This is a genomic window from Micromonospora sp. CPCC 205558, assembly GCF_036902955.1.
In the GTDB taxonomy this organism is placed as follows: Bacteria; Actinomycetota; Actinomycetes; order Mycobacteriales; family Micromonosporaceae; genus Micromonospora.
In genome coordinates this window covers 1-12749 of the sequence record NZ_JBAKHR010000015.1, presented here as the reverse complement: position 1 = coordinate 12749, position 12749 = coordinate 1, and the positions used below count along the sequence as shown (strand labels likewise).

9 protein-coding genes are annotated in these 12749 nt (G+C 71.6%); 5 read left to right on the top strand and 4 right to left on the bottom strand.

Annotation, left to right across the window (positions count from 1 at the left end):
• Positions 1 to 21 precede the first annotated feature (21 nt).
• From hisC to hppD, 3 genes are all read right to left on the bottom strand, one after another.
• A complete protein-coding gene (gene hisC / locus V6U86_RS18050; RefSeq protein ID WP_334504836.1) occupies positions 22 to 1125 on the bottom strand; it encodes a histidinol-phosphate transaminase in 1104 nt (367 codons plus the stop codon).
• A complete protein-coding gene (locus V6U86_RS18045) occupies positions 1122 to 2114 on the bottom strand; it encodes an RDD family protein (RefSeq protein WP_334504834.1) in 993 nt (330 codons plus the stop codon). Before V6U86_RS18045 ends, hisC begins: the two co-directional genes overlap by 4 nt.
• Positions 2115 to 2333: 219 nt before the next feature.
• Entirely contained in the window at positions 2334 to 3539 is a 1206-nt protein-coding gene (hppD, locus tag V6U86_RS18040) for a 4-hydroxyphenylpyruvate dioxygenase (protein ID WP_334504832.1), read from the bottom strand.
• A 139-nt stretch (positions 3540 to 3678) separates the two neighbouring features.
• Between hppD and V6U86_RS18035 the strand changes: the two genes are divergently transcribed.
• From V6U86_RS18035 to V6U86_RS18015, 5 genes are all read left to right on the top strand, one after another.
• The gene (locus V6U86_RS18035; RefSeq protein WP_334504830.1) at positions 3679 to 4182 is read left to right on the top strand and encodes an Lrp/AsnC family transcriptional regulator; all 504 of its coding nucleotides are present in this window, start codon (positions 3679 to 3681) and stop codon (positions 4180 to 4182) included.
• Between the two features lie 70 nt (positions 4183 to 4252).
• On the top strand, positions 4253 to 5713 hold the full coding sequence (locus V6U86_RS18030; protein WP_442934962.1) for an outer membrane protein assembly factor BamB family protein: 1461 nt from the start codon (positions 4253 to 4255) through the stop codon (positions 5711 to 5713).
• A 125-nt stretch (positions 5714 to 5838) separates the two neighbouring features.
• Positions 5839 to 7506 (top strand): fumarate hydratase, encoded by a 1668-nt coding sequence (locus tag V6U86_RS18025; protein ID WP_124772033.1) that lies wholly within the window; start codon positions 5839 to 5841, stop codon positions 7504 to 7506.
• Between the two features lie 258 nt (positions 7507 to 7764).
• Entirely contained in the window at positions 7765 to 10746 is a 2982-nt protein-coding gene (locus V6U86_RS18020) for an AfsR/SARP family transcriptional regulator (protein WP_334504825.1), read from the top strand.
• 35 nt (positions 10747 to 10781) lie between these two features.
• Entirely contained in the window at positions 10782 to 12191 is a 1410-nt protein-coding gene (locus V6U86_RS18015; protein ID WP_334504824.1) for a class II fumarate hydratase, read from the top strand.
• 85 nt (positions 12192 to 12276) lie between these two features.
• Here V6U86_RS18015 and V6U86_RS18010 read toward each other — a convergent pair whose 3' ends face one another.
• Positions 12277 to 12567 carry a hypothetical protein gene (locus V6U86_RS18010; RefSeq protein ID WP_334504822.1) on the bottom strand — a complete coding sequence of 97 codons (291 nt, stop codon included), beginning with the start codon at positions 12565 to 12567 and terminating at the stop codon, positions 12277 to 12279.
• Between the last annotated feature and the right edge of the window lie 182 nt (positions 12568 to 12749).

Here is a 12749-nt window from a genome sequence, read left to right as displayed (position 1 = left end):
TCGTTCGTTACCTGCTGTCGCTCAGGCCAGGGCGGCCTCGGCCGCCGCCAGGAACGCGTCGTTCTCGGCCGGGGTGCCGATGGTGACCCGGACCCCGTCTCCGGCGAACGGCCGCACGATCACCCCGCGCGCCTCGCACGCCTTGCCGAACGCCACGGCCCGCTCGCCCAACGGCAGCCAGACGAAGTTGGCCTGGCTCGTCGGCACCTCGGGCACGAACTTACGCAACGCCTCGGTGACCCGGTCCCGCTCGGCGACGACCAGGGCGCAGCGACGCTCCATCTCCGCCACCTGGGTCAGCGCGGCGAGCGCCCCGGCCTGGGCTGCCGTGCTGCTGGAGAACGGCGTCGCCACCTTACGGATGGCGGCGGCCACCACCGGCTGGGCGACCAGCCAGCCCATTCGCAGCCCGGCGAGCCCCCACGCCTTCGACAGGGTGCGCAGCACCGCCACGTTGGGCCGGTCCAGGTAGTCGAGACCGTCCGGAACCTCCGGGTCGGTGACGAACTCCCGGTACGCCTCGTCGATCACCACCAGCACGTCGTCCGGCACCGCGTCGAGGAACCGGTCCAGCTCGGCCCGGCGCACCGCGGTACCCGTGGGGTTGTTCGGGTTGCAGACGAAGATCACCCGGGTCCGGTCGGTCACCGCCGCGGCCATCGCCGCCAGGTCGTGCCCGTGCCCGGCGTCGTTGGGCACCCGCACGCTGGTCGCGCCGCTGGTCGCCACGATGATCGGGTACGCCTCGAAGGAGCGCCACGAGTAGAGCACCTCGTCACCGGGCAGGCAGGTGGCCCGCACCAGGTGCTCGGCGAGCGCCACCGAACCGCAGCCGGTGGCGATCCGGTCGGCGTCCACGCCGTACCGCTGGGCCAGCGCGTCACGCAGCGCGACAACGCCCATGTCCGGGTAGCGGTGCGACGTGGTGATCGCCTCGGTGACAGCCTCCACGACGCCGGGCAGCGGCCCGTACGGCACCTCGTTGCTGGCCAGCTTGATGGCCTCCGGCAGGCCCAACTCGCGGGCCAGGTCGGCAGGGCTGCGTCCCGGCACGTAGCTGGGCAGCGCGTCCAGGTCGGCGCGGGTCAGCCGCAGCGCCGGCTGGTGACGTCCGGAGTCGGTCATGGGGTGTCTCCCGGGGGCTGGTTGCGGTCGTTCGAGGGGGCGGAATCGGGGCGGTTGGGGACTTCGACGACCACCGTCTGCGCGCGCTTGTCGTGCAGCGCCTGGCGCAGGTGGGGGTCGAAGAGCGGGGAGAGCGCGTCGAGTAGTTGCAACACCAGGCCGAGCCCGACGCAGTACCAGAGCAGAGTCGGCAGGCCCAGCGTGCTCCACCGGCTCAGCGCCCGGCGGACGCCCAGCGGCTGGTCGGCGGCCATCGGCACCGCCCGGATCCGCATCACCCTCTTGCCGATGGTCTGCCCACCGGCGGCCATGGCGGGCACCTCGTACGCCAGCCAGAGCGCGGTGGCGATCAGCAGGATCGCCACCAACAGCGAGTTGGCCTGTTCACTGGGCAGCGGCAGGCCGTCGGCGGAGGTGTCGCCGCGCGCCGCCCGCCGGAAGACCTCCTGCCAGTACGGCGCCCACTCCTGCGCCCAGCGCCAGACGAACCAGCCGTTGACGACCACGTTCAGTGCGAAGACGAGGCCGAAGTCGATCAGTCGGGCGACGAGTCTACGGCCGTAACCGGCCAGCCTGAGGCCGTGTGGTCGCGGCTCGGGCGGTCGTCCGGGCCAGCCGGGGTGGCCGGGCGGTGGCGCCCACCCGGGCGGGCCAGCCTGTGGTCCCCAGCCGGGCGGGCCGGTCTGCGGACCCCACCCGGGCGGGCCGCCCTGTGGTCCCCACCCGGGGCCGTGGCCCGGTTGCGGGCCGTACCCCGGGGGTGGGCCCGGGTGCGGCGGCCAGCCCGGCGGGGCGGTCACCGCGTCGGGGGTCGCCGACGCTGCAGGCGCGGCCGGGGTGACCGGCACGGGCGGTGGCTCGGGCGGCGGCGGGCCGTCCGGCGGGGTCGCGTCGACGGGAATGGGCGCACCGAGCCAACCCTCACCGTCCCAGTAACGCCGGGTCTCGGTGTCGGCAGGGTCGACGTACCAGCCAGGCTGAACGCTCACGCCATCGCTCCGCTTCGCTGCCTGCTGGTTCGCTCACTGCGCTCGCTCACGAAGACACCTTAACGACGACCGTCCCGGCGAACTCGGCACGGAGGTGGCGCGGGGCGTACCCGTGGGGGTGTGGTCCGGGCTGCGGCGCGACGCCGCCGGTGGTGGTGGGTCGGGGCCCACCGACCGGCGGCGTCGGGTACGACGGAGGTTGCGTCACGCTCGCAAGTGTTACAGGTTGCCGCGGGCTTCCTGCTCCCGCTCGATGGCCTGGAAGAGCGCCTTGAAGTTGCCCTTGCCGAAGCCCAGCGAGCCGTGCCGCTCGATCAGCTCGAAGAAGACAGTGGGGCGGTCCTGCACCGGCTTGGTGAAGATCTGGAGCAGGTAGCCGTCCTCGTCCCGGTCGACCAGGATCTTGCGGGCCTTCAACTCCTCGATCGGCACCCGCACGTTGCCGATCCGCTCGCGCAGCTCCGGGTCGTCGTAGTACGAGTCCGGGGTGTCGAGGAACTCCAGACCGGCCGCGCGCATCGCGTCGACGCTGGCGAGGATGTCGTTGGTGGCGACGGCGATGTGCTGCGCGCCCGGGCCCTGGTAGAACTCCAGGTACTCGTCGATCTGGGACTTCTTGCGGGCGATCGCCGGCTCGTTGAGCGGGAACTTCACCTTGCGGGTGCCGTTCGCCACGACCTTGCTCATCAGCGCCGAGTAGTCGGTGGCGATGTCGTCGCCGATGAACTCCGCCATGTTGGAGAAGCCCATCACCCGCTTGTAGAACTCGACCCACTCGTCCATCCGGCCCAGCTCCACGTTGCCGACCACGTGGTCGACGGCCTGGAAGAAGCGCTTCGGCTGGATGCCGGCATCGATCATCGGCTGCCGGTCCACGATCGGGCCCCGGGCCACGAAGCCGGGCAGGAACGGGCCGGTGTAGCGGGACCGGTCGACCAGGGTGTGCCGGGTGTCGCCGTACGCGGCGATGGCGGCCATCCGGACGGTGCCGTGCTCGTCGCTCACCTCGTGCGGCTCGACGACGCTGGCGGCGCCCTGGGCGATGGCGTGCGCGTACGCGGCGTCCACGTTCGGCACCTCCAGCGCGATGTCGCTGATGCCGTCGCTGTGCCGGGCCACGTGCTCGGCGCCGTCGGCGTCCGGGCGCACCACGCCGGTCAGCACGAACCGGGCCGAGCCGCTGGTCAGCACGTACTGGGCGTGGTCCCGGTAACCCTGCTCCGGGCCGCGGTACGCCACGCACGTCATGCCGAAGGCGGTGGAGTAGTAGTGGGCTGCCTGCTTGGCGTTGCCGACCAGGAAGTGCACGTGGTCGAGGCCCCGGACCGGGAACGGGTCGTGGCTGATGTCGTGGTCGACAGCGCCGACGAGCCGGTCGATGTCGACGTCCTCGGTCGACTGGGGTCGGTCGATCGCCTGGGTCATGGTGGGCTCCCTCGCGTACCGGCCGGCCTTTTGGGCCGCCGTGGTCGGTTCTTGTGGCGAGGATCGCTGGCCCGATGTCGGGTGGGCAACTGTTGCCAGAAATGCTGGTCAGGTTGCACATTCGGTATGGTCTTCACTCATGAATGGTGAGCAGAATGTACAGCTCGACGCGCTCGACGTGCGCTTGATCGAACTGCTCGCCGAGGAGCCGCGGATCGGGGTGCTGGAGTGCTCCCGGCGGCTGGGGGTGGCCCGGGGCACCGTGCAGGCCCGGCTGGACAAGCTCGTCGAGCGGCGGGTCATCGAGGGCTTCGGCCCCGAGATCGCGCCGGCCGCGATCGGATTCGGGGTGACCAGCTTCGTCACCCTGGAGATCAGTCAGCGGCACGGCCACGACCCGGTCACCGCTCACCTCGCCGCCATCCCCGAGGTGCTGGAGGCGCACACCATCACCGGCTCCAGCGACCTGCTCTGCCGGATCGTGGCCCGCTCCAACACGGACCTGCAACGGGTCATCGACCAGATCGTCTCGTCCGCGGGCATCACCCGGGCCTCCACGATCATCGCGTTGGCCGAGCAGATTTCCTACCGCACGCTTCCGTTGGTACGCAGCGCTGTGCGGGCCGAGGGAAAGGTGCTGTAACACCTCCGAGCCCAGAAAGCGCGGCGACACGGCGACGCGGGCGTACGGAAGATCCGTGATCGTGGCTACGGTGTGCGGTGTGGCGAAGGGGAGCGTACGCGGTGGGCTGCTGCTCGGCCTCGCCGTGGTCGTCGCGCTCGCCGCGACCGGCGTGTGGAACCCGTTCCCCGGCCTGTGGGACTGGGTGGACCGCAGCGAGCCCATCTCCGAGCCCGACGTGGTCTGGCAGCAACGGGTCGGCGGCACGCCGCGCAGCGTGACAATCGCCGGCGACACCGTCGTGGTCGAGCAGCGCACCCGGGTCGAGGCGCGCAGTCTGGCCACCGGCGCCCAGCTCTGGGAACGCAAGGCGGACTGGGCGGCGGTCGCCGGCGGCGACCGCGACCCGGTCGTGGCCGTGGGCAAGCTCCTGGTCAAGGGGTACGAGCTACTCGACCCGACGACCGGGGTGACCCGGCGACGTGACGACGACGCGGTGGCCGTCTGGACGTACCGCAACATGCTCCTCGACGCCCGCTGCACCGACGCCACCGACTGCACCCTGAGCGCCTGGGACCCGCGTGGCACCGCGCCGCTCTGGACGGCCTTCCTGCCCGGGGTGCACAGCGGCCTGCTCGCCGACAACCCGGGTCTGCGCGGCACCCGCCGGCTCACCGCCAACCGGATCGACGACGGGGTGGCCGGGGCCGAGGCCGCGCCACCGCTGCTCGGTTTCCCGGTCGACGGTCGGGTCCACGTGGTCGACACCGCCACCGGCCGGGTGTTGCAGAACGTCGAGCCGGCCCGGGACGAGCGGCTCTCCGTGGTGGGCGGTCGACTGCTGCGGATCGCCGCCCGATCCCAGGACGGCACCTGCTACTTCTCCATCTCCGCACGGGACTCGGCGACCGGGCAGGAGGCCTGGCGGCAGGCAGGCGTCAACCTGCGTACCGCTGACTCCGCCGGGTGCGTGCAACGCGAGGACCCGCAGGGCGCGCGGAACGTGCTGATCGGCGTCGCGCCGGACGGCCGGGAGGCAGTCATCGACGGGTACGACGGTCGGCTGCTCTGGGTCGGCCCGTCGGGCACCAAGTTGATCGCGGTGGACGACCGTTCGGCGGTGTTCCGGGCCGCCGACAAGCGTTCCGTGGTCGCCCGTGAGCTGGGCACCGAGAAGGTGCTCTGGACGCGACAGGCCAGCGGCAAGGCCGGGGCCGCGCTCACCCCGTACGCGGTGGTGGTGGCCGATGAGAAGCCGTCCCGGCTGGCGGCACTGGACCCGCGCACCGGCCGCGAGTTGGCCGCCCTGCGCACCTCGGCGAACGCGCTCGCCGTCGGGTCACAGGGCATGATCATTGGCGAGGGGCGGGAGATCGGTTACGTCCGCTTCGGCGCGTCCGGGAACTCACCCACCCGACCGCCCGGCGACGGTGGGAATCCCGGGCCGGGCGGCCCCGGCCCCGCCAGCCCCGGCCCCGGCGGGCCGAACAACGGCGACTGCGGGCCCAAGGGGGAACTCTGCCCCGAACCGGGCGGCGGCAAGGACGGCTGAGTCGGCGGCTCGCCCGATGATCCGGACGGCGGCCGGGCCCCGCGCGCCTGGTGGATGAGAGCGGCGTCCCAGGACCCGCCCGGCGGGTGGGAGTGATCGACCGGTCTGCCCTAGGCTTGCCGCTCATGAGCAGTGCCGCCGCATTCTCGTACGCCCCCCTGCTGCCGACCGGCCCCGACCAGACGGACTATCGCCTGGTCACCGACGAGGGCGTGGACGTCGTACACGGCCCGGGAGGCCGCCGTTTCCTCACCGTGGAGCCGGCCGCGCTCACCGCGCTGACCGCCGAGGCGATGCACGACATCGCGCACTTCCTGCGCCCCGCGCACCTGGCGCAGCTCCGGGCGATAATCGACGACCCGGCCGCCTCGCCGAACGACCGGTTCGTCGCGCTGGATCTGCTGCGCAACGCCAACATCGCCGCCGGCGGTGTCCTGCCCATGTGCCAGGACACCGGCACCGCCATCGTGATGGGCAAACGCGGCCGGCACGTGCTGACCGACGGCGCCGACGCCGAGGCCATCTCCCGGGGCGTCTACCAGGCGTACACCAAGCTCAACCTGCGCTACTCCCAGCTCGCCCCGCTGACCATGTGGGACGAGCGGAACACCGGCAGCAACCTCCCCGCCCAGGTGGACCTGTACGCCGAGGACCCCGACGGGCACCCCGACGCGTACAAGTTCCTGTTCATGGCCAAGGGCGGTGGTTCGGCCAACAAGTCGTACCTCTACCAGGAGACGAAGGCGCTGCTCAACCCCACGCGGATGATGCAGTTCCTGGAGGAGAAGCTGCGGCTGATCGGCACCGCCGCCTGCCCGCCGTACCACCTGGCCATCGTCATCGGCGGCACCTCCGCCGAGTACGCGCTGAAGACCGCCAAGTACGCCAGCGCCAAGTACCTCGACGCGCTGCCGACCTCGGGCTCGATGAGCGCGCACGGCTTCCGTGACCTGGAGCTGGAGGCGGAGGTGCTGGAGCTGACCCGCAACTTCGGCATCGGCGCGCAGTTCGGTGGGCGTTACTTCTGCCACGACGTGCGGGTGGTCCGGTTGCCTCGGCACGGCGCGTCCTGCCCGGTGGCGATCGCCGTCTCCTGCTCGGCGGACCGCCAGGCCGTCGCGAAGATCACCCCGTCGGGTGTGTGGCTGGAGCGCCTCGAAACCGACCCGGCGCGGTTCCTGCCCGACGTCACCGACGATTCGCTCGACGCCGAGCTGGTCGTCCGGGTCGACCTGAACAGGCCGATGGACGAGATCCGCGCGGAGCTGTCGAAGTACCCGGTGAAGACCCGCCTATCGCTCTCCGGGCCGCTCGTGGTCGCACGGGACATCGCGCACGCCAAGATCGCCGAGCGGTTGGACGCCGGTGAGCCGATGCCGCAGTACCTGCGGGACCACGCGGTCTACTACGCCGGCCCGGCGAAGACCCCCGAGGGGTACGCGTCCGGCTCGTTCGGCCCGACCACCGCCGGCCGGATGGACGCCTACGTGGAGAAGTTCCAGGCCGCCGGTGGCTCGCAGGTGATGCTGGCCAAGGGCAACCGTTCCCGTCAGGTGACCCGTTCCTGCCAGCAGCACGGAGGCTTCTACCTCGGCTCGATCGGCGGCCCCGCCGCCCGGCTCGCGCAGGACTGCATCAAGCACGTCGAGGTCCTGGAGTACGCGGAGCTGGGCATGGAGGCGGTCTGGAAGATCGAAGTCGAGGACTTCCCCGCCTTCATCGTCGTCGACGACAAGGGCAACGACTTCTTCGCCGAGGTCACCAAGCCGGTGCTCACCGTCGGCCGCCGCTGACCGACCGCTACGCGAACGGGCGCCGGGCGAACTCGCCCGGCGCCCGTCTGTCGCCCGTGTTCTACCGACAATCGGTACGCCCGCCCCGCTGGGGTGGGACGGGCGCACCGCCCCCGTCGGATGCCGTCACCGACAACCCGAAGCGAGTCTGCTGCGCATCGCTGTCGATCCACTCTCAGATCACTCTCGCCTGATCGGGGCGATCTGTCACCACGGGACTACGCTGCTGGAAGTTGCAGCACTGACGCGGGAGAGCAGATGCGGTTCGGGATCCTGGGGCCTCTGCGGGTGGGCGGTGGCGAGTCCACAGTCACCGCGGGACGCGACCGGATCGTGCTCGCCATGCTGCTGTTGCGGGCCGGCCGGCTGGTGCCGGTCGACGAACTCGTCGACGCGGTGTGGGAGGACCGCCCGCCGGCCACCGCCCGCGCGCAGTTGCAGACCTGCGTGTCGCGGCTGCGCCGCCGGTTCACCGAACTCGGGCTGGCGCCTGAGCTGATCGTCACCGACCCGGCCGGGTACGGACTGCGTACCGCACCGAACGACCTGGACGCCGAGATCTTCAACCGCCGCGTGGAGGCGGCCCGTGCCCAGGTCGTCGCCGGCCGGCTGGCCGAGGCGCGTACGGAGTTCCGCGCCGCGCTGGCACTGTGGCGGGGGCCGACACTCGGTGGCATCGCGAGCCGGAGCGTCCGCCGTCGCGCCCAGGCGCTCGACGAGCAACGCCTCACCACGTTGGAGGAGTGCGTCGACGTCGAACTGCGCCTCGGTCAGGCAGCTGAGCTGATCGAGGAGCTGGCGGAGAGTGTCGACCGGAATCCGTTGCGGGAGCGGCTGCGACGTCAGCTGATGCTGGCGTTGTCCTCCGTCGGGCGGCAGGCCGACGCACTCGCCGTCTACCGCGAGGGCCGGCGGACGTACGCCGAGGAGTTGGGCATCGAACCGGGTGCGGAGCTGCAGGAGCTGCACCAACGGGTGCTCGCCGGGGACCTGGCTCTGGCTGGTCGGCCAGCCCCACCCGTCGGCGCGGTTCGTTCCCTGCCCCGGGCGATCGGTGACTTCATCGGCCGGCAGGAGACGGTGGCCCGCCTGGTCAAGGAGATCGAGGAGGACGGCATCCGGATCCAGGTGGTCGATGGGATGCCGGGGAGCGGCAAAACCACCCTCGCCGTACACGTCGCTACCGCGCTCGCGGACCGCTATCCCGACGCCCAGCTCTTCATCGACCTGCACGGGCACAGCGAACGCCGACCGCTGACAACGGCAACGGCCGTGGCGGCCCTCCTGCGGCAGCTCGGTGTGCCGGCGGAGCGGGTGCCGGAGAACCTGGACGACCGGTTGGCGCTCTGGCGGATCGAGCTGGCCGGCCGCCGTGCGTTGGTGGTCCTCGACAACGCGGCCAGCGCCGACCAGGTGGCGCCGTTGCTGCCCAACGGCGCGCAGAGCCTGGTCCTCATCACCAGTCGCCGTCGGCTGATCGGGGTCGACGAGGGCCGGCCGTCGTCGTTGCCGGTCCTCGACGCCGACGAGGCGATCGAGCTGCTCGGCCGGGTGGCCGGGATGGAGAGGATCGCCGCCGAGCCGGAAGCGGCGGCCGAGGTGGCGCGTCGCTGCGGCCACCTGCCGCTCGCCATCCGGCTGGCTGGCGCGCGGTTGGCGCACCGGCCGCGCTGGCGGGTCGCCGACCTCGCCGAGCGGCTGGTCGCCGGGGCGGGCCCGCTGGCCGAGCTGACCGCCGGGCAGCGCTCGGTGGGGCAGGCGTTCGCCTTGTCGTACGCGCAGGTCTCACCGTCGGCGCAGCGGCTGTTTCCGCTGCTCGGCCTGTACCCGGCCGGGCGCTTCGACAGCCGGGTGGCCGCCGCCCTCGTCGACCTGCCCCTGGCCGACACCCAGGACGAGTTGGACGAGTTGGTCGACGCGCATCTGGTGGAGGAGGTGCAGCCGGGTCGGTACCGGTTGCACGATCTGCTCCGCGAGTACGCTCGGCTGCTGCTCGCCGGCCCGGAGCGGCAGGCGGAGCGACACGCCGCCGCGGAGCGGCTGTTGGATCATCACCTGTCGGTCACCTTGGCGATCGCCCGGACGGTCGAGGCGGCAGGCAGCCGTCGCAACATTCCCGAGCGCGCCCCCGGTCGGCCTGACCTGTTGGCTGTTCCGGTGGCCGAGGGGCGGGCGTGGTTCGAGGAGAACCACGTAGCGCTCACCGCCCTGGTCCGGATGGCGGAGGAGGAGAGCTTCCATGTTCAGTGCTGGCAGCTGGCCAGGGCCTGCTGGCGACTCAACTTCGAGGGCGGGCACCTCGACGAGCTGATCGAAACCCACACGATCGGGCTCCGGGTCGCCGAGCGGCTGGGCGACGAGGCGGCCTACGCCACCATGTTGAACTACCTCTCGTCGGCGTACTTCCGGTTGGCCCGCTTTCCGGAGGCGATCAGCGCGATGGAGGTGGCGCTCACGGTGCGCCGCCGGCTCGGGCTACGTGGCGACATGCTCAGCACGCTGTGGAACCTTGGTGTCTCCTACGCCGCGAACGGTGACCAGCGGCTGGGTAAGGCGAAGTTCGACGAGGCTCTCGCCATGATCCGGGGATCGTTCGATGTCCATGCGCTGACCAATCTGTTGAACAACATGTCCTACGCGTTGATCGCCTGGGGCCGGTACGACGAGTCGCTACGCCTGGCCCGGCTGCACCTCCTGGCGGCCCGGCAGGCGAAGGACCCCCGGCAGACCGACAACGCGATAGGGCACCTCGCCATGGTCCGGCACCGGATGGGTGACCTGGGCCCCGCCCGTCGTCTGCTGCGGACGGCGTTGTATCTCAAACGCCGGGCCGGCAACCGATTCGGCGAGGGGGAGGTGCTCAACGAGATCGGTGTGATGGAGCGTGTCGCCGGCGAACCGGAGCGTGCCGCATCCCTGCACCGGGAGGCGCTGGTGGCAATGGTGGACGCCGGCGACCGGATCGGTCAGTGTGCCTCCCGGAACCTGCTGGCCCGGGCGATGATGGAGCAGGGTGACGCCGTCAGCGCGCTCGACCTGCACCGCCGGGTGCTCGCCGACGCCAGCCGGCTCGCCGCCCGCTACGAGAAGGCCCGGGCGTTGGAGGGCATCGCCCGGTGCGTCCTGGCCACGGATCCGACGGCGGCCCGCGCGCACCTGGAGCAGGCGCTGGCGTTGTTCCGGGAGGTCGAGTCGCCGGACCGGCACGAGGTGGAAGCGTTGCTCACCGAGTTGGGCTGACGGATCATCTGCGAGTCGGCCACGAGCGCGGCAGGATGGTACGCGTGACGACTCCAGAGGCGACCGGTTACCGCATCGAACGCGACTCGATGGGCGAGGTGGAGGTGCCCGCCGAGGCGCTGTGGCGGGCACAGACCCAGCGTGCGGTGCAAAACTTCCCGATCTCCGGCCGGGGCATCGAGCCGGCCCACATCAAGGCTCTCGCCCAGATCAAGGGCGCGGCGGCCGAGGTCAACGGCGAGCTGGGCGTGATCGACGCCAACGTGGCCGCCGCCATCGTGGCCGCCGCCGCGCACGTGGCCGACGGTGGTTACGACGACCAGTTCCCGGTGGACGTGTTCCAGACCGGCTCTGGCACGTCGTCAAACATGAACACCAACGAGGTGCTCGCCACCTTGGCGAGCCGTGAACTGGGCTCGTCGGTGCACCCGAACGACCACGTCAACGCCTCGCAGTCCAGCAACGACGTCTTTCCATCGTCGATCCACCTGGCCGCTACCCAGTTCATCGTGGAGGACCTGCTGCCGTCGCTGGCGCACCTAGCTGCCGCGTTGGAAGGCAAGGCGGCGGAGTTCGAGACGGTGGTCAAGGCGGGGCGTACGCACCTGATGGACGCCACGCCGGTCACTCTCGGCCAGGAGTTCGGCGGGTACGCCGCCCAGGTCCGCTACGGAATCGAACGGCTGGAGGGCGCGCTGCCCCGGCTGGCCGAGCTGCCGTTGGGCGGCACCGCCGTGGGCACCGGGATCAACACCCCGCTCGGCTTCGCCGCCGCCGTGATCGACAAGCTGCGCGAGTCGACCGGGTTGCCGCTGTCCGAGGCGCGCAACCACTTCGAGGCGCAGGGCGCGCGGGACGCCCTGGTGGAGACGTCGGGGCAACTGCGGACCATCGCCGTGGGCCTCTACAAGATCGCCAACGACATCCGCTGGATGGGTTCCGGCCCCCGCGCCGGTCTGCGTGAGCTGCGCATCCCCGACCTTCAGCCCGGCTCGTCGATCATGCCGGGCAAGGTCAACCCGGTGGTCGCGGAGGCGATGCGGCAGGTCTGCGCCCAGGTGATCGGCAACGACGCGACGGTCGGGTTCGCCGGCTCGCAGGGTGACTTCGAGCTGAACGTGATGCTCCCCGTGATGGGCCGCAACCTGTTGGAGTCGATCCGCCTGCTCTCCGCGGTGAGCAGGCTGTTCGCCGACCGCCTGGTGGTCGGCCTGGTCGCGGACGCCGAGGTCTGCCTGGCGTACGCGGAGGGCTCACCGTCGATCGTCACCCCACTCAACCGCTACCTGGGGTACGACGAGGCCGCGTCGATCGCCAAGGAGGCGCTGGCCAAGCAGACCTCGATCCGCGAGGTGGTGATCGCTAGGGGGCACGTCGACTCGGGCAAGCTCACCGACACCCAGCTCGACGAGACGTTGGACCTGCTCCGGATGACCCATCCCTGAGTCGGCCTCGCCCTGCCCTGCCCCGCCCCGCCCTGCCTCGCCCTGCCCTGCCTCGCCCTGCCCTGCCTCGCCCTGCCCCGCCTGGTCAGGGCAGGTGCCGTGGTCTGGCCCAGCCGAGGAAGCGGGTGAAGAGCGTCGCTGGGTCCGGGCCATCGTGCGGGTTGAGCCGGTACAGGTCGGCGGCTGCCTCATGCAGGACCGTGCACAGGTAGACGCTCAAACCGATCCGGTCGTGCGCGTACTCCCGGCGGAGACTCAGTCGGGCGACCGGGCACGGCCACGGCGCGGCGCAGACCCGGCAGAGCCAGAGCGGGCGCAGCGGCAGGTGCGGTCGATTCGGTGTGGTCGCGCGGTCGGGCAGGGTGGTCCGGGACATGGTGTTGCGGTCCTTTCGAGCTGACTCGTTTGTGGCATCACCCCGTGCCCGTGCCCTCCCGCGCGCCCCCGCGCCCCCGCGTGCCTTGCCCCCCCGCGTGCCTCGCGCCCCTGCGCCCGCGCGCCCCGCGTCCCCGCGCCCCCCGCGTGCCTTGCGCCCCTGCGCCCGCGCGCCCCGCGTCC

What these genes read in the sequence shown, in the direction of transcription:
- V6U86_RS18025 (WP_124772033.1), top strand. Translation starts at nt 5,839, where the DNA reads ATGAGCAGTGCCGCCGCATTCTCGTACGCCCCCCTGCTGCCGACCGGC.
- V6U86_RS18015 (WP_334504824.1), top strand. Translation starts at nt 10,782, where the DNA reads ATGGTACGCGTGACGACTCCAGAGGCGACCGGTTACCGCATCGAACGC.
- V6U86_RS18020 (WP_334504825.1), top strand. Translation starts at nt 7,765, where the DNA reads ATGCGGTTCGGGATCCTGGGGCCTCTGCGGGTGGGCGGTGGCGAGTCC.
- V6U86_RS18035 (WP_334504830.1), top strand. Translation starts at nt 3,679, where the DNA reads ATGAATGGTGAGCAGAATGTACAGCTCGACGCGCTCGACGTGCGCTTG.
- V6U86_RS18010 (WP_334504822.1), bottom strand. Translation starts at nt 12,567, where the DNA reads ATGTCCCGGACCACCCTGCCCGACCGCGCGACCACACCGAATCGACCG.
- hppD (WP_334504832.1), bottom strand. Translation starts at nt 3,539, where the DNA reads ATGACCCAGGCGATCGACCGACCCCAGTCGACCGAGGACGTCGACATC.
- hisC (WP_334504836.1), bottom strand. Translation starts at nt 1,125, where the DNA reads ATGACCGACTCCGGACGTCACCAGCCGGCGCTGCGGCTGACCCGCGCC.